This window comes from Pseudomonas anuradhapurensis (assembly GCF_014269225.2).
GTDB classification, from domain to species: domain Bacteria; phylum Pseudomonadota; class Gammaproteobacteria; order Pseudomonadales; family Pseudomonadaceae; genus Aquipseudomonas; species Aquipseudomonas anuradhapurensis.
On sequence record NZ_CP077097.1, the window covers coordinates 281,012 to 301,527 of the forward strand.

At 62.5% G+C, this 20,516-nt stretch carries 22 protein-coding genes and 2 tRNA genes; 10 read left to right on the forward strand and 14 right to left on the reverse strand.

Going from position 1 to position 20,516, the window contains the following annotated elements:
• Positions 1–67 precede the first annotated feature (67 nt).
• The 3 genes from HU763_RS01245 to HU763_RS01255 all read right to left on the reverse strand — a co-directional run bounded on the left by HU763_RS01245 (position 68) and on the right by HU763_RS01255 (position 848).
• Positions 68–277 carry a DUF3079 domain-containing protein gene (locus HU763_RS01245; protein WP_186674940.1) on the reverse strand — a complete coding sequence of 70 codons (210 nt, stop codon included), beginning with the start codon at positions 275–277 and terminating at the stop codon, positions 68–70.
• Between the two features lie 148 nt (positions 278–425).
• A tRNA-Thr gene (locus HU763_RS01250) sits at positions 426–501 on the reverse strand.
• Between the two features lie 98 nt (positions 502–599).
• Positions 600–848 (reverse strand): hypothetical protein, encoded by a 249-nt coding sequence (locus HU763_RS01255; RefSeq protein WP_186687562.1) that lies wholly within the window; start codon positions 846–848, stop codon positions 600–602.
• A gap of 524 nt (positions 849–1,372) precedes the next feature.
• Between HU763_RS01255 and HU763_RS01260 the strand changes: the two genes are divergently transcribed.
• Positions 1,373–1,657, forward strand: coding sequence for a DUF3077 domain-containing protein (locus HU763_RS01260; RefSeq protein ID WP_186687560.1), 285 nt, complete (start codon positions 1,373–1,375; stop codon positions 1,655–1,657).
• Positions 1,658–2,025: 368 nt separating this feature from the next.
• Here the strand turns inward: HU763_RS01260 and HU763_RS01265 are convergent, their stop codons facing one another.
• The 5 genes from HU763_RS01265 to HU763_RS01285 all read right to left on the reverse strand — a co-directional run bounded on the left by HU763_RS01265 (position 2,026) and on the right by HU763_RS01285 (position 6,336).
• On the reverse strand, positions 2,026–3,231 hold the full coding sequence (locus HU763_RS01265; protein ID WP_186687558.1) for a methyltransferase: 1,206 nt from the start codon (positions 3,229–3,231) through the stop codon (positions 2,026–2,028).
• A gap of 128 nt (positions 3,232–3,359) precedes the next feature.
• On the reverse strand, positions 3,360–4,049 hold the full coding sequence (locus HU763_RS01270) for an ABC transporter permease (protein WP_039613181.1): 690 nt from the start codon (positions 4,047–4,049) through the stop codon (positions 3,360–3,362).
• Positions 4,049–4,741, reverse strand: a complete 693-nt coding sequence (locus HU763_RS01275) for an ABC transporter permease (protein WP_170027846.1) — start codon at positions 4,739–4,741, stop codon at positions 4,049–4,051. The genes HU763_RS01270 and HU763_RS01275 overlap by 1 nt, the downstream gene beginning before the upstream one ends.
• A gap of 54 nt (positions 4,742–4,795) precedes the next feature.
• Positions 4,796–5,551: an ABC transporter substrate-binding protein gene (locus HU763_RS01280; protein ID WP_186687556.1), complete on the reverse strand. Its 756-nt coding sequence runs from the start codon at positions 5,549–5,551 to the stop codon at positions 4,796–4,798.
• A gap of 11 nt (positions 5,552–5,562) precedes the next feature.
• Positions 5,563–6,336 (reverse strand): ABC transporter ATP-binding protein, encoded by a 774-nt coding sequence (locus tag HU763_RS01285; protein ID WP_003257472.1) that lies wholly within the window; start codon positions 6,334–6,336, stop codon positions 5,563–5,565.
• Positions 6,337–6,975: 639 nt separating this feature from the next.
• Between HU763_RS01285 and gabP the strand changes: the two genes are divergently transcribed.
• The gene (gene gabP, locus HU763_RS01290) at positions 6,976–8,361 is read left to right on the forward strand and encodes a GABA permease (RefSeq protein ID WP_013970487.1); all 1,386 of its coding nucleotides are present in this window, start codon (positions 6,976–6,978) and stop codon (positions 8,359–8,361) included.
• 181 nt (positions 8,362–8,542) lie between these two features.
• Here the strand turns inward: gabP and HU763_RS01295 are convergent, their stop codons facing one another.
• Both HU763_RS01295 and ppk2 read right to left on the reverse strand, forming a co-directional pair.
• Positions 8,543–8,986, reverse strand: a complete 444-nt coding sequence (locus HU763_RS01295; protein WP_170027848.1) for a hypothetical protein — start codon at positions 8,984–8,986, stop codon at positions 8,543–8,545.
• A 521-nt stretch (positions 8,987–9,507) separates the two neighbouring features.
• The gene (gene ppk2 / locus HU763_RS01300) at positions 9,508–10,488 is read right to left on the reverse strand and encodes a polyphosphate kinase 2 (protein ID WP_225931913.1); all 981 of its coding nucleotides are present in this window, start codon (positions 10,486–10,488) and stop codon (positions 9,508–9,510) included.
• A 149-nt stretch (positions 10,489–10,637) separates the two neighbouring features.
• Here ppk2 and HU763_RS01305 point away from each other — a divergent pair, with 149 nt between their 5' ends.
• Both HU763_RS01305 and HU763_RS01310 read left to right on the forward strand, forming a co-directional pair.
• Positions 10,638–10,928, forward strand: coding sequence for a type II toxin-antitoxin system RelE/ParE family toxin (locus HU763_RS01305; RefSeq protein WP_186687554.1), 291 nt, complete (start codon positions 10,638–10,640; stop codon positions 10,926–10,928).
• Positions 10,929–10,937: 9 nt separating this feature from the next.
• Entirely contained in the window at positions 10,938–11,240 is a 303-nt protein-coding gene (locus HU763_RS01310; RefSeq protein ID WP_186687553.1) for an addiction module antidote protein, read from the forward strand.
• 131 nt (positions 11,241–11,371) lie between these two features.
• Here HU763_RS01310 and HU763_RS01315 read toward each other — a convergent pair.
• The 4 genes from HU763_RS01315 to HU763_RS01330 form a co-directional block, all read right to left on the reverse strand.
• Positions 11,372–11,447, reverse strand: a tRNA-Phe gene (locus HU763_RS01315).
• Between the two features lie 90 nt (positions 11,448–11,537).
• Positions 11,538–11,810, reverse strand: a complete 273-nt coding sequence (locus HU763_RS01320; RefSeq protein WP_003257478.1) for an oxidative damage protection protein — start codon at positions 11,808–11,810, stop codon at positions 11,538–11,540.
• A complete protein-coding gene (gene mutY / locus HU763_RS01325) occupies positions 11,807–12,874 on the reverse strand; it encodes an A/G-specific adenine glycosylase (protein WP_186687552.1) in 1,068 nt (355 codons plus the stop codon). Before mutY ends, HU763_RS01320 begins: the two co-directional genes overlap by 4 nt.
• Complete coding sequence (locus HU763_RS01330) at positions 12,871–15,108, reverse strand: AsmA family protein (protein ID WP_186687551.1); 2,238 nt, start codon at positions 15,106–15,108, stop codon at positions 12,871–12,873. The genes mutY and HU763_RS01330 overlap by 4 nt, the downstream gene beginning before the upstream one ends.
• Positions 15,109–15,492: 384 nt before the next feature.
• Here HU763_RS01330 and HU763_RS01335 point away from each other — a divergent pair, with 384 nt between their 5' ends.
• The 6 genes from HU763_RS01335 to hisF all read left to right on the forward strand — a co-directional run bounded on the left by HU763_RS01335 (position 15,493) and on the right by hisF (position 20,492).
• A complete protein-coding gene (locus HU763_RS01335; RefSeq protein ID WP_170027852.1) occupies positions 15,493–17,154 on the forward strand; it encodes an OFA family MFS transporter in 1,662 nt (553 codons plus the stop codon).
• A gap of 298 nt (positions 17,155–17,452) precedes the next feature.
• Complete coding sequence (gene hisB / locus HU763_RS01340) at positions 17,453–18,046, forward strand: imidazoleglycerol-phosphate dehydratase HisB (protein ID WP_003255736.1); 594 nt, start codon at positions 17,453–17,455, stop codon at positions 18,044–18,046.
• Complete coding sequence (hisH, locus tag HU763_RS01345; protein ID WP_170027853.1) at positions 18,047–18,685, forward strand: imidazole glycerol phosphate synthase subunit HisH; 639 nt, start codon at positions 18,047–18,049, stop codon at positions 18,683–18,685. It abuts the gene before it with no gap.
• Complete coding sequence (locus HU763_RS01350; RefSeq protein WP_186674953.1) at positions 18,686–18,946, forward strand: DUF2164 domain-containing protein; 261 nt, start codon at positions 18,686–18,688, stop codon at positions 18,944–18,946.
• Between the two features lie 27 nt (positions 18,947–18,973).
• Entirely contained in the window at positions 18,974–19,711 is a 738-nt protein-coding gene (gene hisA, locus HU763_RS01355; RefSeq protein ID WP_003257484.1) for a 1-(5-phosphoribosyl)-5-[(5-phosphoribosylamino)methylideneamino]imidazole-4-carboxamide isomerase, read from the forward strand.
• A 10-nt stretch (positions 19,712–19,721) separates the two neighbouring features.
• On the forward strand, positions 19,722–20,492 hold the full coding sequence (gene hisF / locus HU763_RS01360) for an imidazole glycerol phosphate synthase subunit HisF (protein WP_170027856.1): 771 nt from the start codon (positions 19,722–19,724) through the stop codon (positions 20,490–20,492).
• Positions 20,493–20,516 lie beyond the last annotated feature (24 nt).

The window sequence follows — 20,516 nt, forward strand, 5'->3', positions numbered from 1 at the left end:
GGTAAAAGACTGTTGCATGGTTGTCATGGCTCTGGCCTGGACGGGCGCCGATTTAATGCATGGTTTGTCAGGGCTTGGGGGCTGTTCCATGCTCGCGGTCGATCGGTTTTTCCAGTTGGTTATCGAAACTGTCCCAGTCTTCGCCGAACAGTTCTGCTGGATGCATGGTCCGGCTCGCGCCGTTGCCGCATGCGAGTGCCTTGGCTGGGCAGTAGAGGTCGCAGCCCCAGCAGATGCGTTCGGGGTGGCTGGGGTTGGTGGGGAATTTCTTGGCCATGGTGAGCTGCCTCGATGGGGGCTGATCTCAGGCTAAGTCATCTGTCTGGAGCGGGCTTGATTGGGGTCAAGTCTGGGGAGGGAGCGAGCGGAGTGTACTTAAAACAAAAAAGGCTCACCTTTCGGTGAGCCTTCTTTGATACTGCGTATGGTGCCGGCACCAGGAATCGAACCCGGGACCTACTGATTACAAGTCAGTTGCTCTACCATCTGAGCTATACCGGCAGTGGGGCGTCATTATAACGATCGGTTGGCGCCTGTAAACCACTTCCTTGCGATTGTTCGCAAATGACCTAAGTTACCGGTCTGAAAGAAGAATTTTCCTACCAGCCGCGGTGGATGGTAGTGACGCTTGGCTCGGTTTTGCCCGGGTTGAAGAACAGCTTGTCGTTGTCGCAGCCACGCTTGCGGCAAGGGCTTTCGGTGCGCAGGGGCAGGCCGTTGTCGCCGCCAAGCTGCATGCCGGGGTGGTTCCAGCCCAGGCTGCTGCGGGGTTGGGGCGGGGTGCTGCTGGCGCAGGCGGTCAGAGCCAGGGTGAGGCACAGCAGGGCGAGGGGCTTGGTCTGGGTCACGATGGTCGGGTCCGTTAGTCCATTGTCGGTTCTGGCGCAACGCCAGAAGGTCGCGGGGCTGGCGGGCAGCGCGCGACGTCACTTTTTAATGATTTGGGGGCGGATGATACACCGTTGCGGTGGTTGAGCATTAGCCTTGTGTTGTCTGGTAGGGCCTCATCGCGGGTGAACCCGCTCCTACAGGTACCGCGTCGCTGTGAAGATAGAGGTCAGACAATTCTGAACTTGGGGGCAAATGCTTCAAGGTTTGGGGGCCTCGGACCTATCCTACGCGCGCCGCTGAAGTATCGCTGTTGTCGGGGAAATGGCTCACGGATACCGTTTTCGGGTCGCTCTGGCGACCGGGTGTGAGAACCCGATTACGAATTTAGCGGCTGCGTTATGGCGACCGTGCGCGGGCAGACTTCGGTCTGGCCGAGGCTTCCTATATTCACTCGGTTTCTCACCCCGTGCACGGTTGCCGCCCTTCGTTCCGTGAGAAGAACGAAGGTGGTAACTCCTTGAGGAATATAGGAGTTTGAAAATTGAAAGATTCTGATCTCAGCAGTCCCAAGCCAATCACCACCGCAGGCGTGGAAACCTTCCTCGCAGCCGGCAACCCGTCCCTCAACCTGCTACGCGTCGAGCCCGGCGTCCCGGCCGATGCTGTCTACGAGCACGTCTCGATCCTGATGGGCTACATCAAGCACCTGGTGCGCGAAGGGGATATGGAGGATGACCATAAATTCCTCGGTGCGGCCGACTATTTGTGCGACATGGCCAAGGCGCTGATGAACGATGTCGAGATTGCCAGGAACAAGGCGCACTGAATCCTGACGCGGACGGGTGTGTGTAGGAGCGGCCTTGTGTCGCGATGGGCTGCGAAGCAGCCCCCAGTACTCTCTGTAATTACGCTAAAAGCGGGGCCGCTTTGCGGCCCATCGCGACACAAGGCCGCTCCTACAGGGATTGCGTTGGCAGCTGTGGTCGCTAACCACAACGAATGTTTATGCACAAGTGGCATTGACGGCCTGCGCGAAACGCATGCCGGATCGGCATTCCGCCGGTCTTTGCGCAAACGCCTGTTTTTACTGGGCTTGAAGTACTGGGCGGAATAAGCCAAACGCTTGAAATAGCGCTTGGATCCAACAGCTAATCAAAAGCTTGTACACAGAGTTATCCACAGGTTGTACTGCGGCTAACGGTCGCGTTCGGCGAGAATCAGCAGGTTGCGTGGAGTCAGTGGATAGTCACAGAACAGGCCCAGTTGCACGTTATAGCCGCGTTCTTCCAGAAACAGGGCGCGATCCAGTACCAGCCACAGCTCCAGCGGCCGACGGAACAGGTTGCGCACGCGCTCCAGGTTACGGACCTCGGCCAGGCGTTGCCAGCCGGCTGCTTCCAAGGCCGCCCAGTCCGGGTTGCCGGTCAGTTGCAGTTGCTTGAGCGCGGCCAGGTCGCGGCAGTATTGCTCGAAGGGCTTTTCCAGCCAGGCCACAGGCAACGAAGGCGTCGGTAGGTATTCGGCGCTCTGGCGCTGCTGGCGTTGCAGCAGGTCGAAGCCCAGGCGCCGGGCCATCGAGGTGTCGCGCTGGCGCCGCACGCGGGCGCCGGCGGTGACGGTTTCGCTCAGCGGCAGGCCCAGGTCGTCCAGCGACAGCTGCAGGATGGACGCTTGCGCGGCTGTGGATAACGGCTGGTACTGCTGCGCCGCAATTCGGTTGTAGCAGCAAGGGGCCACGGCCAGCTGCCGGCAGCCTTGCTGGCTGGCCAGCTGCATCAGGCGTACATGCAAGTCGCCACAGGCGTGCAGGGCGACCACGGTTTTGTCGTCTGCCAGGTGGCGGGCGCTGTCGTCGGCCATCACATCCTGGTGCAGGTGCAGCGCCGGCAGGTGATGGTGCGCGCTCAGGGCCTGGCCGGCGGCGACCAGGTCGGCGTCGTATTCCAGGCAGGTCAGCTGCTGGCCGGGCTGCAGCAGGCGGCGGCCGAGGTGGCCTTTGCCGGCGCACCAGTCCAGCCAGTGGCGGGGCTGCGCGCGGAAGCTCAGGTGGCTGGCGAAGGCTTCGATCTGCTGCCATTTGCGACCGGGGACGGCAACGTCGAGGCGGTGGGCGGCAGGGGGCAGGTCGGTGGCCGGGAGATTGCCAAGGGTAGCGAGCTGTTGGGCTTGCCGGGCCAGTTGTGGGAATGGGGCGGGCAAGTCCTCGGTGACGCTTTCGGTCTCTGCGTCTGCTAGGGAGCATTGACGCAGGTGTGCGGCAAGTTCTGGATGCGCGGTTTCCCACTCCAGTTGCAGGGTAGTGAAGGGGCGGGGTTTCCACAGCTGCTGGTGCTCGATCAGGAACTGGTCGAGGGCCTGGAAGCGGGTGCTTAGGTGGTGGCTGTGGAGGTGGCTGGGCATGGCAAGGATGTGTGGTGGTTTTGAGGGCCTCTTCGCGGGCACGCCCGCTCCCACAGGTATAGCGCCACATTCAAGGTTGGCGCTACACCTGTGGGAGCGGGCATGCCCGCGAAGCAGTCAGTGAGGTTTCAGCGGCCTTGGCAGGCATCCACACGCAGCCAGCGCTCCAGCAGCTTGAAGCCCTGCACCAGCACGAACGAGATCACCAGGTAGAACACCCCGGCGGCAAAGAAGATCTCTACCGGCAGGTAGGTGCGGGCAATGATGGTACGGGCCATGCCGGTCAGTTCCAGCAGGGTCACGGTACTGGCCAGGGCGCTGGCCTTGAGCATCAGGATCACTTCGTTGCTGTACGCCGGCAGGCCGATGCGCGCGGCGCGCGGCAGCATGATGTAGAACAGCGTCTTGCCACGCGACATGCCCAGCGCCCGTGCCGCCTCGATCTCACCCTTGGGGATCGACTGCAGCGCGCCGCGCAGGATCTCGGCGATGTAGGCGGCGGTGTGCAGGGTCATGGTCAGCACCGTGCACCAGAACGGATCGCGCAGGTAAGGCCACAGCGAACTCGAACGCACCATGTCGAACTGCGCCAGGCCGTAGTAGACCAGGAACAGCTGCACCAGCAGCGGCGTACCGCGGAAGAAGAAGATGTAGCTGAACGGCACGGCGCGCACATACCAGTGGCGCGAAGAGCGGGCGATGCCCAGCGGGATGGCCAGGATCAGCCCGGCCACCACGGCGATGGCTACCAGCTCCAGGGTCAGGGTGGCACCCTGGGCCAGGCGCGGCAGCCATTTGATGATCACTTCCCAATTCATTACACGGCCCTCGCAAAGCCGCGAGCGGCGCGTTTTTCCATGAAGTGCATGCCGGTCATGGCGATGATGGTCAGGCTCAGGTAGATGCAGGCGGCGACCATGTAGAAGGTGAACGGCTCCTTGGTCACGGTCACGCCGATTTGCGCGTGGCGCATGATTTCTTCCAGGCCGATCACCGACACCAGGGCGGTGTCCTTCATCAGGATCATGAACAGGTTGCCCAGGCCGGGCAGGGCGATACGCCACATCTGTGGCAGGATGATCCGCGACAGGATGCGGCCCTTGGACAGGCCCAGCGCCAGGCCGGCTTCGCGGTGGCCCTTGGGGATCGCCAGGATCGCGCCACGGAACACTTCGGTGGCGTAGGCGCCAAAGCACAGGCCCAGGGCAATCACGCCTGCCGCGAAGGCGCTGAGCTCCAGGCCCGGCATGTTCAAGGCTTCACCGAGGGCATTCATCAAGCCGACGGTGCCAAAGTAGATAAGCAGGACCCACAGCAGTTCGGGCACGCCGCGCACCAGGGTCGAATAGAAGCCGCCAAGCCATTGCAAAGGCTTGACCGAGGAAGTCTTGGCCAGGGCGCCGAGCAGGCCCAAAACCAGGCCCAGCAGCAAGGCGCAAAGCGCCAGTTTTACGGTCATCAGGGTGCCGGCCATCATGGCCGGACCGAATCCGTGCAGGTCGATATTCATGGGCAGGTCATTCTAGGGACTGGCGCGCCGCAAGGGCGCGCCAGTCTGGGCGGGTCATTCGATGCTGAACGGGAAGTACTTGTCGTTGATCTTCTTGTACGTACCGTCGGCCTTGATTTCTGCCAGGGCTTTGTTCAGGTCGTTGCGCAGCTTGTCGTCGCCCTTGCGCACGGCAATGCCGATCTTGTCGCTGTCCATCACCGGCTCGCCCTTGAACTCGAAGTTCGAGCCGTCCTTGCTCTTGAGCCATTCGTACTGCACGTACTTGTCGGCCAGGATGCCGTCGATGCGGCCGGAGACCAGGTCGAGGTAGGCGTTTTCCTGGGTGTCGTACAGCTTGATCTCTACGTCATCGCCGTAGTTGTCTTCCAGCCAGGTGCCGGCCAGGGTGGCGCGCTGGGTGCCGATCACCTTGCCCTTGAGCGAGGCCTTGTCGGTCTTGAAGTCGACGTTCTTCGGCGCGATGAACTGCAGCTTGTTGGAGTAGTACGGGTCGGTGAAGTCCACTGCCTGCTTGCGCTCGTCAGTGATCGACAGCGACGACACCAGGAAGTCGAACTTCTTGGCATTCAGCGCCGGGATGATGCCGTCCCAGTCCGAGGTGACGACCGAGCATTCGACTTTCATCTTGGCGCACAGGGCGTCGCCGATGTCCTTGTCGAAGCCGACCACGTTACCGCTGGCATCCTTGTTGTTGAACGGTGGGTAGGCGGCTTCGATACCCATGCGCAGTTTTTCTGCGGCCATGGCGTTGGCCGACATCACCAGCGTGGCAGCAGCTGCCAGGAGAAACTTCTTGTAAGTGTGCATGTATTGCTCCGTTAACGGTGGCTGGACATGAATTGCTTGCAACGCGCCGAGGTCGGGTTCTCGAACACCTGCTGCGGCGATCCCTGCTCTTCGACCAGGCCCTGGTGCAGGAAGACGACTTCACTGGACACATGCCGGGCAAAGCTCATCTCGTGCGTGACCAGCAGCATGGTACGGCCTTCTTCGGCCAATGCGCGGATAACGTTTAGCACTTCCTGGACCATTTCCGGGTCGAGCGCCGAAGTTGGCTCGTCGAACAGGATGACCTTGGGCTTCATGGCCAGGGTACGGGCAATGGCGGCACGCTGTTGCTGGCCACCGGAAAGCTGGGCGGGGTAACTGTGGCGCTTGTCGTAGATGCCGACCTTGTTCAGCAGCGCTTCGGCGGCTTCGATGGCCTCGGCCTTGCTCTGGCCAAGTACGCGGCGTGGCGCCTCGATGATGTTGTCGAGGATCGACATGTGCGGCCACAGGTTGAAGTTCTGGAAGACGAAGCCGATCTCGCTGCGCAGGCGGTTGATCTGGCGATTGTCGGCGGCGACCAGGTCGCCGTTCTTGGCGGCCTTGAGCTTGAGCGCTTCACCGGCGACGAGGATTTCGCCCTGGTGCGGGTTCTCGAGCAGGTTGATGCAGCGCAGCAGGGTGGACTTGCCGGAGCCGGACGACCCCAGGATGGAGATCACGTCACCGTCGCGTGCGGTCAGCGAAATGCCCTTGAGAATTTCCTGCTCGCCGTAGCGTTTGTGCAGGTTGCGGATTTCCAGCGCGGGCGTGGCCTGAGCCATGTGCGGTCCTCATTGTGTTCGGGTGCGTTCCCAGCTGTTGGCGGCCTTCCTGGCGAGCGCCAAGCTAGCATAGCGGTATCGCGGCGGCCAACAGGGGCGCCAGGTGCTCGGGGCGCTGGTGGGGCAGTTTGTCGCATCGCTGCAGCGCAACGTCGCGCGGATGTCCGCGAAGGTCTCGCCCAGCACCAGAGCCTTGATGAAAAAAGGCGCGATGGTGCCAGCTTTGGCCGGCTCAGGGAAGCGCTTTTAGACCATTCGCGGGTAGATCCGCGCCGCCAAGGCTGCCGCGCCGGTGAAAACAGGTGCACCTGCACGGGCCTTTATAAGGTGTTCGGTTGTACCTGTGGGTTGCACTTTTTTGCCTTGCAGCGGTGCAAAGGTGTTACCGAGGAGCACCTTTGGTGCGTTTGTAAGTGGGTATTTCAGTAATCCGAAGATTTGATGCCCTTTCGGTCAGCTCTTGGCCGAAAGCCCTCCGAACCGCGTGCTGAAAGGCCTGCCGGGCTTTCTGACGAACGCATTCAGCACATGGCGCGCTTATTGCCAGCAGGAAACCGCCGATTGCAGCGACGCCCAGGTCAACCCTTGGCGCGCTTTGTAACCGCAGTCGGGTGGTCCACTCCTTACAAAGGTAGTTTTATGAGCGGTAACAATTCCAATGACCTCGCTCAGGGGCTCAAACAACGGCATGTGACCATGCTGTCCATCGCTGGCGTGATCGGTGCCGGCCTTTTCGTTGGCTCCGGCCACGCCATTGCCGCTGCCGGCCCTGCCGTGCTGCTGGCTTACGCTGCTGCCGGTACGCTGGTCGTACTGGTCATGCGCATGTTGGGTGAAATGGCGGTCGCCTCGCCTGACACCGGTTCGTTCTCTACTTATGCCGACCGCGCCATCGGGCGCTGGGCCGGTTTTACCATCGGCTGGCTGTACTGGTGGTTCTGGGTGCTGGTGATTCCGCTGGAAGCCAACGCCGCCGCGGCCATCCTGCATGCCTGGTTCCCTGCGGTCGACCTGTGGGCGTTCTCCCTGGTGATCACCCTGGCGCTGACCCTGACCAACCTGTGCAGCGTGAAGAACTACGGTGAGTTCGAGTTCTGGTTCGCCCTGCTCAAGGTGCTGGCGATCATCGGCTTCATCGCCGTGGGTTGTGCTGCCTTGTTCGGCTTCGTGCCAAGCAGCCAGGTCAGCGGTGCCAGCCACCTGTTCGACACTCAGGGCTTCATGCCCAACGGACTGGGAGCGGTGCTGGCAGCCATGCTGACCACCATGTTCTCGTTCATGGGTACCGAAATCGTCACTATCGCCGCGGCCGAGTCGAAGGACCCGGGCAAGCAGATCAGCCGTGCTACCAACTCGGTCATCTGGCGTATCTGCCTGTTCTACCTGGTGTCGATCTTCCTCGTTGTGGCCCTGGTGCCGTGGAACGACCCGGCGCTGGCCGAAACCGGTTCCTACCAGACCGTGCTGAGCCGCATCGGCGTGCCGAATGCCAAGCTGATCGTCGACATCGTCGTGCTGATCGCGGTAACCAGCTGCCTGAACTCGGCGCTGTACACCTCCTCGCGCATGCTGTTCTCGCTGAGCAAGCGCGGTGACGCCCCGGCCATCGCCCAGCGCACCACCAAGTCGGCTACCCCGCATGTGGCTGTGCTGCTGTCTACCGCAGCGGCGTTCCTTTGCGTGTTCGCCAACTTCGTGGCCCCGGCCCAGGTGTTCGAGTTCCTGCTGGCCAGCTCCGGTGCCATTGCGCTGCTGGTGTACCTGGTGATTGCCGTGTCGCAGCTGCGCATGCGTGCCCAGCGTGAGGCCCGCGGCGAGAAGATTACCTTCAAGATGTGGCTGTTCCCGGGCCTGACCTGGGCGACCATCGCCTTCATCATTGCCATTCTGGTGGTGATGGCGCTGCGTGAAGACCACCGCGCCGAAATCATCGCGACCGCGCTGCTGAGCATTGGTGTGGTGGCGGCGGGCTTGCTGGTGCACCGCAAGCGTGAAGCTGCCGGGCGGGTAGCGCTGGATAACTGACCCGCGCTGGCTGCAAATGAAAAGGCCGCGTCCTGTGCAGGGCGCGGCCTTTTTTGTTGCCTGTTCCGGCCCTTTCGCGGGCTTGCCCGCTCCCACATGGGTGGCGTTGCCTTCAGGCTGGCGGTGAACCTGTGGGAGCGGGCAAGCCCGCGAAGAGGCCGGAACAGGCTACCTGGCCCTGTCAGCCAAACTGCTTCTGTTGTTGCTGCTGCTTGGCAACCAGCTCCGATGCCGCGACATAAGCTGCCTGGAATTCGTCGCTTTCCAGCCAGGCCATGGTGGCCTCTTCGTCTGCACCGTCCAGCCATTTGCGGTAGGCGTTGAACACCAGCACGATGTAGTCGGTGGCGTGTTCTTCCTTGTGCCCCTTGAGCACCAGGCCCAGCAGCGGGTCTACCAGGAACACCGAGATCATCGGTACCAGGCCGCCCTCCTGGGCTTCCTTCATCTTCTTGAACAGCGCATCGTAGCTGCCCGACTCCATGGCCTTGTTGTACACCTGCTCGATGCTGGCACTGTCGCCGGCACTGGCTTTGACCGCCTGGCCGCTGCGTACCATGCGGTTCTGCTTGGCCTTGCTGGCGGCGCGCTTGGCGCGTTTCTGTTGCTTGGTAGGGGTGGCCATGGGGCAAATCCTGAGGCTGCTGGAAATTGCGCGTATTGAAGCGCAATTGCCGGATAAACCCAAGCCGTGTGCCGCCGCGGGGCGATGCTCTCTGCGATGGACATGCCTCCAGCTTATGCCCGCTACCTGAACTGCATAACGTCTCTGCACCGTCATCCCTGTCTGGGTGGCGGCTCACTGCTATGTCAATCGGCGTTTGCAAAACGCGCGCAGCTGCGCGGAAGGAGAGAGCCATGAAGCATTTCTATCTTGTAACCCTGTATGGCTAGGACGAGGAGGGTAAACTTTTTTATGCGACCGGTTTCGCCAAGTGCGACCGACAGTCGATCACAAAGGCTGACGTTGCGGCAATTAGCGAAAAAGCCCAGGAAGACAGTGAGTTTCCGCTTGATCTGCACGGAATCTCCTATATGGGCTGCATGACCCAAGATGCTTTCGAGCATCTTCGTTGCATGACAGGCGACTAAGATGCGCCCGCAGCCCGTCTCGGGCTGCGGCGTCTGTCGATGGCAGGTCGGGCGTCAGCCTGCTGGCCGTGGTGTCTCGTCTTCTTCGAAACCACGTGAAGCCCGGCCTACCAGCTGCGGGTCGGGGGCGTGTGCCACCTGCGGGTCCTTGCCCGGGTAGTCCAGCGAATGCAGGAAGTGGCGGATACAGTTGATCCGCGCCCGTTTCTTGTCATCGGACTTGATCACCGTCCAGGGCGCGTCGGCGGTATCGGTATGGAAGAACATCGCCTCCTTGGCGGCGGTATAGTCCTCCCACTTGTCCAGCGACTTGATGTCGATGGGTGACAGCTTCCAGTGCTTGAGCGGGTCGTCCCGGCGCGAGATGAAACGGCGCAGTTGCTCTTCGCGGTTCACCGAGAACCAGTACTTGAACAGCAGGATGCCGCTGTTGCACAGCATGCGTTCCAGCTCCGGCGCCTGGCGCATGAACTCCAGGTACTGCAGTGGCGTGCAGAAATCCATCACCTTCTCGACCCCGGCGCGGTTGTACCAGGAGCGGTCAAAGAACACCATTTCACCCGCCGTGGGCAGGTGCTGGATGTAGCGCTGGAAGTACCACTGGCCTTTTTCCTGATCGGAAGGCTTCTCCAGGGCCACGATGCGCGCACCGCGCGGGTTGAGGTGCTCCATGAAACGCTTGATGGTACCGCCCTTGCCGGCTGCATCGCGCCCTTCGAACAGGATTACCACGCGCTGGCCGGTTTCCTTCACCCAGCTTTGCACCTTCAGCAATTCGATCTGCAGCGCGTGCTTGGCCTTTTCATAGTCCTGGCGGCGCAGCCGGGTGCGGTAGGGGTAGCTTTCTGGCAGGCGGGCTGAAGTGCTGTCTTCGTTGCTGCCTTTGGGTGCCGTGGCCACTTCCAGGGCTGCGGGTTGCTGGCTGACACGGGTGATGCTCGGCTCCGGCTTGCGCTGGCGTGGGCGGCGGGTGCGGGCTGGGGCGGCAGCAGGTTCGCTGGGGGCGGGGAGCAGGAGGGGGGATTCTTCGCTCATGACGGTCCTTGCGGGTCGATTCGGATGGCCATCTGGCATTCTAGGATGAGCGATTAATGGCATTTTGATGCTGGTCAACAGCGTATGGATAAACAGTTTGAAACAGCTGCAAATTGAATGTAGTGTGAACTACGGTTTACATTTTTCTCATGCACACATTAATTCAAACCGAGACCTACCGAAGGTGGTTCGCTGCTCTGCGTGATCCACGGGCAAAGGCTCGTATCAACGTCAGGTTGCGTCGAGTGGAGCTCGGGGTGATGGGGGACTGTAAGCCCGTTGCTGTGGGAGTATCCGAACTCAGGATCGATTATGTTCCGGGCTATCGGGTGTATTTCGTTCAACGAGGCTATGAGGTGATCATCCTCTTGGCGGGTGGCGATAAGGCCAGCCAGGCCAGAGATATCAAATCTGCCCTCAAGCTCGCACGCGACCTTTAGGAGGCTGCCATGACAGATATCAAGCTGAGCAAATGGGACGCTGTGGACCATTTTAAAACAGAGGAAGACATGGCCTTGTACCTTGAGGCGTGTCTGGAGGAAAACGACCCGGCACTGCTTGCTGCTGCTTTGGGCGATATCGCCCGTGCCCGAGGCATGGCTCAGTTGGCGCGTGACACCGGCCTGACACGGGAAGGGCTGTACAAGGCGCTGTCTGCGGAAGGTAACCCGAGCCTGGCAACCATCATGAAAGTGATGGCGGCGCTGGGGGTAAGGCTTCATGCTGAGCTGCTGCCGCGCGCTGCAGGATAAGGTTCATGGGATGGTAGCAAGGCCGGTAGGCTGCCATGCCTTGCGCAAAAATCGCAGACAACAAAAAACCCGCACTAGGCGGGTTTCTTGTTGTCGCTTCGGGTAACTTTGCAACCACCAGAAGCTGAAGGTGGTGCCCAGAGACGGAGTCGAACCGCCGACACGAGGATTTTCAATCCTCTGCTCTACCGACTGAGCTATCTGGGCGACGAGGTGAATTAAATAGACTTTCAGACCGCTCGTCAACGACTTTTTGAAAAAATTTTAAATTAATTCCGTCGCTTACGTTCCGTGGGGTCATTCCGAGGGCGGCACGTAGCCTTCCGCCTGGGCGTATTCTTCGCCGGCGAAAAACTTGTCCATCTCGCCCTGGAGGAATTTGCGGTCCTCGGCGTTCATCATGTTCAGGCGCTTTTCGTTGATCAGCATGGTCTGGTGTTTCTGCCAGTCGGCCCAGGCCTTCTGCGAGATGTGTTCGAAGATGTCCTGGCCCTTGGCGCCGGGGTAGGGCGGGCGCTCCAGGCCTGGCAGTTCTTCTTTGTACTTGCGGCACATCACGGTGCGGGTCATCGGGCGTCTCCTGCAATCAGTTCGTCGGCCGCGCGTTTGAGCAGCTTTTTCACCGGGGCGGCAAGGCCCAGGCGCGGCGGGGTGGCGAGGTTATACCAGAGCCAGTCGGCCTCGGCCACGTGCTGGCCGAGCGGGTCGACGCGCACCAGCCAGGGCTCGATCGCCAGCTGGAAGTGGCTGAAGGTATGGGTCAGGCCGTCCATGGCGCGGCTTTCGGCCAGGCGCAGGCCGTGCTGGTAGGCCAGGTCGTCGAGCTGGGCGATGTCGTCCAGTTCCGGCAGGCTCCACAAGCCACCCCACAACCCGCTGGACGGGCGGCGGTAAAGCAGGATGGCGCCTTCGTGGTTGGCCAGCAGCGGCATCAGCGTGCGCCGTTGTGGCAGCGCCTTGCGCGGCTTGGGTTCCGGGTAGCGGGTTTCTTCGCCATGCAGGTGCGCTTGGCAGCCGCGCCGCAGTGGGCAGATCAGGCAGCTGGGCTTGCTGCGGGTGCACAGCGTGGCGCCCATGTCCATCATCGCCTGGGTGTAGTGGTTGGCGCGCTGCTGCGGGGTAAAGCGCTCGGCCGTGGCCCACAGCTGGTTGGCCACCTTGGGCTCGCCAGGGTAGCCGGCCTGGGCGGTGTAGCGGGCCAGCACGCGTTTCACGTTGCCGTCGAGGATCGGTGCGCGGATGCCCATGCTGATGCTGGCGATGGCGCCTGCGGTGGAACGGCCGATGCCGGGCAGCTCGGTGAGCTGCTCGACACTGCGCGGGAATTCGCCAGCATGCTGCTCGACCACGATCTTCGCGGCCTTCTGCAGGTTGCGCGCCCGGGTGTAGTAGCCCAGGCCGGTCCACAGGTGCAGCACCTCGTCCTCGGGCGCTTCGGCCAGGGCCTGCACGGTCGGCAGGGCCTGCATGAAGCGGTCGAAGTAGTTGAGCACGGTGCTGACCTGGGTCTGCTGCAGCATGATTTCCGACACCCACACCCGGTACGGGGTGATGCCCTGCTGCCAGGGCAGGTCGTGCCGGCCGTGCTCGTCATACCAATCCAGCACAGCGCTGGAGAACTGCTCTGGGGTCATCGCTTGAACAGCCCCTTGAGCGCGTCTTTCACTTCCGGGCTCACTTTGTCTCCGAGTTTTTCATCGAGCTTTTCCTGCAGGCGGTTGCCGGCCAGCTTGGCGGCAACCTTGCCCAGGCCGTCCTGGTCCAGGCGGCAGGCCTTGGCGCCCAGCTCCAGCGGGCCGCGGCAACGCAGTGGCACTTCCACGCCAACATAGCGTTCGTTGACCTGGCAGGCCGGGTCGGGCATGGCGCGCTGGTCGCCTTCGACAATCACGCCGACCTTGTAGTCCATGCCTAGCACGCGCAGGTCGAGGTCCCCCTGGCCGTTGACGGTAAGGCCTGGGATGCGCGCCTTGAGGTCCGGGTTGCTGGCGACCCCATTGCGTACCACCAGGCTGCCGCGCAGCTCCTGGAAGGGGGTGTCCTTGCCGCGAGGCTCGCCGTTCAGCGATTTGCGGTTGAGCGTGGCGATGGCCTGGCACAGTTGCTGTTCCAGGTTGGCATTGACCAGCACGCCGTCGTTGATGACGAAACTGGCGTTGCCGTTGAGGGTATCCACCAGGGCCTTCTGGCTGTTGCCGGTGGCGGTCAGGTCGCTGGTCAGGGTCAGCAGGCCTTTGACCGGCGGCTGCTGTTCCTTGCCCTCGGTCTTGATGAAGTGCTCCACCGGTACCCGCTGGATGTTGGTGTTGACGCCCAGTTGCGGCACGGCAGGGCGAACATCGACGGTGCCCTTGGCCTCGAACGTGCCGTTGTACAGCCCGCCACGCAGGGTTTGCAGGGTCAGCAGGCCGCCCTGGCCGATGGCCTTGAGCTGGGCATCGGTGATCGGCAGTTTATCCAGGGTCAGCGCGCCGAAGGCCAGGTCGGCCTGCAGGTCGAGGGCGCGCAGGCGGTCGACCGGCAACAGCTTGTCGTCGCTCCAGGCTACCTGGGTGGGGGCGTTGGGCAGCGGCGTGGTGCCGGCACCGGCGACCGCGCTGGCTTCCTGCTGCTTGACCTCGGCCTGGCGCGCGGCAGTGGCACCCTTGGCCTGCTCGCTCTTGGCCGGCAGGTAGCGGTCGGCGTCGAAGCTGTCGCCCTTGAGCTGCAGGCGCAGGGCTTGCTTGGCGAAATCCTCGACGGCCACGCGGCCGGTGAAGGTGCTGTCGTCCAGCTTCACGGCCAGGTCTTCCAGGGCCAGGCTGTTCGGCGTGCCTTGCAGGCGGGTGACCATTTCCAGCCTGGAGAAGGCTGCCGGGTCGTTGCTGGCCGGTAGTGGGCGGCCAATGCTGTCGAGGAACGTGCGCAGGTCGAACTGGGCGATGGACAGGCCGCCGCTGAGCTGGGGTGCCTTGTCCAGGTCACGCAGGTTCAGCTCGCCCAGGGCGCGCAGCTGGTTGGCCGATACTTTCAGGCCGCTCCACGAGGCGACATTGGCGCCCAGGTCGACCAGCAGTTGGCCCTGCGCGGCGAAGGTTACAGTCTTGCCGCCGGTTGGCTCGCCCGAGGTTTCGCCCGACAGGCGCATGTCTTCGAAGTTGTAGCGCTTGAGCTTGCGGTCGAAGCGCAACTCGCCGGCCAGCTCGGTGCGGGCCTTGATGTTCGGCTGGCTGGCGCTGAGGAAGGCGCTGGCCTTGAGCGGAATGTTCGCGCCTTCGTGGACCGGGCCGGTGCTCAGCTGGATGCTCTCGGCGCTGTAGCTGTGGCCGGTCTTGGCATCGGTGTACTGCACGCGGGCGTTGTTCACGGTCAGGCTGTCGATATCCAGCTTGACCGCGCGGTCGTTGCTGGGGGCCGGTGCAGGCTGTTGTTCGGCGGGTGCCTGGGCCGGGGCATTGGCCTGCGCGCCGGCGTCCTGGGCGGGCAACGGCTTGCCGATGTCTTCCCAGTTGCCATGGCCCTGTTCGTCACGCGCCAGGGTCAGGTTCAGGCCCTCGACGCGCACGTCGCTCATCTGTACTTCGCGGCGCAGCAGTGGCAGCACACGCACCGACAAGCCCAGCATCTGCAGGTCGGCGAACGGCTCCTTGGGTTTGTTCAAGGTGGCGATGCTTGCTTCGTGCAGCTCCAGGCCCAGCCATGGGAACAGGCTCCAGCCAATGTCACCGTTGAGGGTGAGCTCGACGTGTGCCTTGTCGCGCGCCAGCTGGCGAATCTCGTCTTTGTAGTCGTTGGGATCGAACAGGTGGGTCAGGGCGAAGCCCAGCGCCACGATGATCAGCAGCAACCCGAGAAGCCCAAGTCCCAGGATTTTGCCGAACGCTTTCATGGGCGAGTCCTTGTAGTCGTTTGAAATTCAAGCGCCAGAGTATAGCGCCGCAGTGGTTGTCCCTGCGTATTCGACTAGAGATACAGGGCATTTCCTACGTGTGCATCAGAGAGTAAGGCTTTCGACAACCACGATTTTGCCAGTTCCGCATGTTTCGCCGGCACTGGCCTAATCACCTTCCAGCCAGCGCCCCACAGGCTGCACAAACCTCGCTGGCTGTTGCGTCCCGGTGGGCGCCGGCTTGCCGACGGTAGGGTCGGAACAGGCAGCATGACCGTTTCAGCCGAGCGAAAATTTGCAATATCAGATTGCCTTCACGCTACTTGATGCTGCTACCCTTGCGCCGCTTTGCCTGCATTCCCCCTATAAGAAGGATCCTATCCCATGAGCAGTACCGTCGCGGCGGGGGCCCTGGTCAGTGCGCCAGGCTTCCTGTCGAAGGAGCGCATTATCGCCCGCCCGGGCTTCAACCGCTGGCTGGTTCCGCCGGCCGCCCTGGCCATTCACCTGTGCATCGGCATGGCCTATGGCTTCTCGGTGTTCTGGCTACCGCTGTCGCAAGCCCTCGGCATTACTGCCCCGGTCGCCTGCGCGGCGGACATGGGCTTCATCGCCCGCATGTTCAGCGCCGAATGTGACTGGCCGATCTCGATGCTGAGCTGGATCTACACCTTGTTCTTCGTCTTCCTCGGTTGCTCGGCGGCGGTGCTGGGCGGCTGGCTGGAACACGCTGGCCCGCGCAAGGCCGGGCTGGTGTCGGCGCTGTGCTGGTGTGGCGGCATGCTGATCTCGGCCATGGGGGTGAAAACCCACCAGCTGTGGCTGATGTGGCTGGGCTCCGGTGTAATCGGCGGTATCGGCCTGGGCCTGGGCTACATTTCGCCAGTTTCGACCCTGATCAAATGGTTCCCGGACAAACGCGGCATGGCCACCGGCATGGCGATCATGGGCTTCGGTGGCGGCGCCATGGTCGGTGCACCGCTGGCCACGGCGCTGATGGGGCACTTCGGCAACGCGCAGGAAGTGGGGGTGTGGCAGAGCTTCGTGGCCATGGCGGCGATCTACTTCGTGTTCATGACTGCCGGCGCCCTGGCCTATCGCGTACCGCCAACCGGCTGGAAGCCCGAAGGCTGGACTGCGCCGGCGAAAAAGGCCGGCAACACCATGGTCACCGACCGCCACGTGCACGTCAGCGTGGCGTGGAAAACCCCGCAGTTCGCGCTGATCTGGCTGGTGCTGTGCCTGAACGTGTCGGCGGGTATCGGCATTCTCGGCATGGCCTCGCCGCTGCTGCAGGAAGTGTTCGCCGGCAAGCTGCTGGGCAACGGGCTGAGCTTCAGCGAGCTGAACAGCGCCCAGCTGGCGCAGATTGCCGCGATCGCCGCCGGCTTCACCGGCCTGCTGAGCCTGTTCAATATCGGTGGGCGGTTCTTCTGGGCTTCGTTCTCCGACTATATTGGCCGCAAGAACACCTACTTCGCCTTCTTCGCACTTGGGGTTGGCCTGTACAGCCTGGTGCCGAACATGGGCCACCTGGGTAACGTGGCGCTGTTCGTGGCGGCGTTCTGCATCATCCTGTCGATGTACGGCGGTGGCTTCTCCACCGTACCTGCCTACCTGGCCGACCTGTTCGGCACGCAGATGGTCGGTGCCATTCACGGTCGCCTGCTGACTGCCTGGGCGGCGGCGGGCGTGCTGGGGCCGGTGCTGATCACCTACCTGCGCGAGTATCAGCTGGCCGCCGGGGTGGAACGTGCCGCGGCTTACGACATGACGCTGTACATCCTGGCCGGCCTGCTGGTGCTGGGCTTTGTCTGCAACATGCTGGTGCGCCCGGTAGCCGACAAGTACTTCATGAGCGATGCCGAGCTGGCCGCCGAGCGGGCGCTGAGCCACGACAAGGGCGCCGATGGCGTGCAGTCGCTGGAGTGGAAAGCAGCGCCGGGTAGCCTGCCGCTGGTGCTGCTGGCCTGGGCGGTGGTGGTTGTGCCGTTGGCCTGGGGGGTGTGGATTACCCTGCAGAAGACGGCGGTGCTGTTCCATTGATGGAATCATCCGGTACCCACGGGTAACGTGATGATGTAGGAGCGGCCTGGCGTCGCGATGGGGCGCGAAGCGGCCCCAGGGTCTCGGCGCTGATGCAGAAATCGCCGGGGCCGCTTTGCGGCCCATCGCGACGCAAGGCCGCTCCTACAAACAGTCCCGTGTTAGTCGGTTGTATAGACCTGTAGCACTAATCAGCCCCGTAATTCCTCGCCATGCCATATGTCATCCGCGTTTCAAGCGGGCGCGTTCTGGGCCTATAATGAAGCCCTTTTCGCCCAATGATTTTGCGGAGCTGGTGATGGTTGAACGTAAGGCGTCCGTCGAGCGCAACACCCTGGAAACCCAGGTCAAGTGCTCGATCAACCTCGATGGCAGTGGCAAGGCCCGATTCGATATCGGTGTGCCTTTCCTTGAACACATGCTGGACCAGATCGCCCGCCATGGGCTGATCGATCTGGATATCGAGTGCAAGGGTGACACGCATATCGACGATCACCATACCGTCGAAGACGTCGGCATCACCCTGGGCATGGCATTCGCCCAGGCCATCGGTGACAAGAAGGGCATCTTCCGCTACGGCCATGCCTACGTGCCGCTGGACGAAGCGCTGTCGCGCGTGGTCATCGACTTTTCCGGTCGCCCGGGCCTGCAGATGCATGTGCCCTACACCCGCGCTAGTGTTGGTGGCTTCGATGTCGACCTGTTCCAGGAATTCTTCCAGGGCTTCGTCAACCACGCCCTGGTGACCCTGCACATCGACAACCTGCGTGGCCACAACACCCACCACCAGATCGAAACCGTGTTCAAGGCATTCGGCCGCGCCCTGCGCATGGCCATCACCCTCGACGAGCGCATGGCCGGGCAGATGCCTTCCACCAAAGGGTGCCTGTAAATGCAGACGGTAGCCGTAATCGACTATGGCATGGGCAACCTGCACTCGGTGGCCAAGGCGCTCGAGCATGTAGGTGCCGGCAAGGTACTGGTCACCAGCGACGCCGCGGTCATCCGCGAAGCCGACCGCGTGGTGTTCCCGGGGGTGGGCGCGATTCGCGACTGCATGGCTGAAATTCGCCGCCTGGGCTTCGACAGCCTGGTGCGCGAAGTCAGCCAGGACCGCCCGTTCCTGGGTATCTGCGTAGGCATGCAGGCGCTGCTGGAGCACAGCGAAGAAAACGACGGTGTCGATTGCATTGGCCTGTTCCCCGGCCAGGTGCGCTTCTTCGGCAAGGACCTGAAGGAAGACGGCGAACACCTGAAGGTGCCGCACATGGGTTGGAACGAGGTCGGCCAGACCAACCACCACCCGCTGTGGCATGACATCCCCGACCGTGCGCGCTTCTATTTCGTGCACAGCTACTACATCGATGCCGGCAAGCCGGCGCAGGTGGTCGGTCGTGGCCATTACGGCGTCGACTTCGCTGCAGCGCTGGCCGATGGTTCGCGCTTTGCCGTGCAGTTCCACCCGGAGAAGAGCCATACCCATGGCCTGCAGCTGCTGCAGAACTTCGTCGCCTGGGACGGGCGCTGGTAAATGAGCAGATCGAAGACCAAGGCCCCAGTCATCACCCTGGCCCCCGAGCAGGAGCGCGCCGCGCTCGACACGCTCAAGCGCTTCCTCGAAGACCGTTTCGAGTTGACGCTGGGTTCGTTCGAGGTGGCCGAGGTCCTCGATGTGTTCAGCAAGGAAATTGCACCCCATTACTACAACAGGGCGATTGCCGATGTTCAGCTGCACCTCAAGGAGCGGTTCGACAGCATCGAAAGCGATCTGTGGGCGCTCGAGAAGCCCTGAAACCCCAAGAACAGACAGGTTCCCAAGATGCTGATTATCCCCGCTATCGATCTGAAGGACGGTGCCTGCGTGCGCCTGCGCCAGGGCCGCATGGAAGACTCCACGGTATTTTCCGATGACCCGGTGAGCATGGCCGCCAAGTGGGTCGAGGGTGGCTGCCGCCGCCTGCACCTGGTCGACCTCAACGGCGCCTTCGAAGGCCAGCCGGTCAACGGTGAAGTGGTTACCGCCATCGCCAAGCGCTACCCGACCCTGCCGATCCAGATCGGTGGTGGCATCCGCTCGCTGGAAACCATCGAGCACTACGTCAAGGCCGGTGTCAGCTACGTGATTATCGGCACCAAGGCGGTCAAGCAGCCAGAGTTCGTTGCCGAAGCGTGCAAGGCCTTCCCGGGCAAGGTCATCGTTGGCCTGGATGCCAAGGACGGCTTCGTCGCCACCGACGGCTGGGCCGAAGTCAGCTCGGTGCAGGTCATCGACCTGGCCAAGCGTTTCGAGGCCGATGGCGTCTCGGCGATCGTCTACACCGACATCGCCAAGGACGGCATGATGCAGGGCTGCAACGTGCCGTTCACCAAGGCGCTGGCAGAAGCTACTTCGATCCCGGTGATCGCCTCGGGCGGCATCCACAACCTGGGCGACATCAAGGCCCTGCTGGACGCCAAGGCCCCAGGCATCATCGGCGCCATCACCGGCCGTGCCATCTATGAAGGCACCCTCGATGTTGCCGAGGCCCAGGCCTTCTGCGACAACTACCAAGGCTGAGGACTGAACCATGGCACTGGCCAAGCGCATCATCCCTTGCCTGGACGTGGACAACGGCCGGGTGGTCAAGGGCGTCAAGTTCGAGAACATCCGTGATGCCGGCGACCCGGTGGAAATCGCCCGTCGCTACGACGAGCAAGGTGCCGACGAAATCACCTTCCTCGACATCACCGCCAGCGTCGATGGCCGCGACACCACCCTGCATACCGTCGAACGCATGGCCAGCCAGGTATTCATCCCGCTGACCGTGGGCGGTGGCGTGCGTACCGTGCAGGACATCCGCAACCTGCTCAATGCCGGTGCCGACAAGGTCTCGATCAACACGGCCGCGGTGTTCAACCCGGAGTTCGTCGGCGAGGCGGCGGACCGTTTCGGTTCGCAGTGCATCGTCGTGGCCATCGATGCCAAGAAGGTGTCCGCGCCGGGGGAAGCACCGCGCTGGGAAATCTTCACCCACGGCGGGCGCAAGCCGACCGGGCTGGATGCGGTGGAGTGGGCGAAGAAGATGGAAGGCCTGGGGGCTGGCGAAATCCTGCTGACCAGCATGGACCAGGACGGCATGAAGAGCGGCTTCGACCTGGGCGTCACCCGCGCGATCAGCGATGCGCTGGGTATTCCGGTCATTGCCTCGGGGGGTGTGGGTAACCTGCAGCACCTGGCTGACGGCATTCTGGAAGGGCATGCCAGTGCGGTACTGGCGGCCAGCATCTTCCACTTTGGTGAGTACACGGTGCCGGAAGCCAAGGCCTACATGGCTTCGCGCGGGATCGTCGTGCGCTGAAACAGTGATTGGGGCTGCTTTGCA